Raw genomic sequence first — 803 nt, 5'->3', positions numbered from 1 at the left:
TATCCACCCAGTTCACTGAGCTCATCTACTGATCTGTCCCCCACCTCGTGGCCGGTTCGGCTTATGGAGCGGACTTTAGAAAGACGCTTGAGTCGGGGGCTCAGGGGCGAATTCACTCCGTGTTGTGGTGGCGTTCCTTGAACGCGTAAAGGAATCGTTCTTGGTAGGCGGAATAGGCATCTGCGTGGCGAGCGTAATCCTCGGGCGATGTCGACGGAGGCAGCTGAACCGGCGGCATGTAGCGGTCAGCAGCATTTATTTTGAGCGGGTAGCCGAACTCATCCATCGTCGTCATTCAACAACGCTAGGTCTTAATCAGCGCTAAAACAGGTGTCCCGACGAGGGTTCCCGCTTACGGGACTGCGCCTTCCGGTTTGGCGATTCAGCTTGCGTTCGCTTCCAGCATTGACTGGGCAGCTGGGGTAGCCGAACGCGCCAGCGTCCGATGCTTGCGAGAATGGTGCTTATGTATGAAGTAGTGGCAACTCGCCCAGGTGTTGCTCAGGACGTGGTTGAGGTCCGCTCGATGGTCCTCGGCCAGCGCGAGCGAGGCGTGCTCCGTATCCGAATGCTTGCTTCGACTATCAACCCCTCCGACCTCGTCACGATCGCTGGCGCGTACCGTTCGCGTACGTCCTTCCCTTTTGTTGGTGGCTTCGAAGGCGTTGGAGAGGTCGTCGCTGCCGATCCTGGTACCTCCCTCGTGGAGGGAACGCGGGTTATCCCGATTCGCCGCGCAGGTTGCTGGTCAGAACTGCGGGACGTTCCCGAGAGTGACTGTGTGCCCGTGCCTGAGTATCTGA

Annotated in this window: 2 protein-coding genes; one reads left to right on the top strand and one right to left on the bottom strand. The window is 58.9% G+C overall.

Annotated elements, in window-relative coordinates:
* Nucleotides 1–112: 112 nt before the first annotated feature.
* Nucleotides 113–295, bottom strand: a complete 183-nt coding sequence (locus CIK75_RS16055; protein ID WP_143413318.1) for a hypothetical protein — start codon at nt 293–295, stop codon at nt 113–115.
* Nucleotides 296–466: 171 nt separating this feature from the next.
* Here CIK75_RS16055 and CIK75_RS10190 point away from each other — a divergent pair.
* A partial coding sequence (locus CIK75_RS10190) for an alcohol dehydrogenase catalytic domain-containing protein (protein WP_158225940.1) occupies nt 467–803 on the top strand: 337 nt, incomplete at its 3' end.

This window comes from Glutamicibacter sp. BW78 (assembly GCF_002332245.1).
Lineage (GTDB): Bacteria > Actinomycetota > Actinomycetes > Actinomycetales > Micrococcaceae > Arthrobacter_H > Arthrobacter_H rhombi_A.
This window is presented reverse-complemented; position numbering and strand designations above follow the sequence as displayed.

What these genes read in the sequence shown, in the direction of transcription:
- CIK75_RS16055 (WP_143413318.1), bottom strand. Translation starts at nt 295, where the DNA reads ATGACGACGATGGATGAGTTCGGCTACCCGCTCAAAATAAATGCTGCT.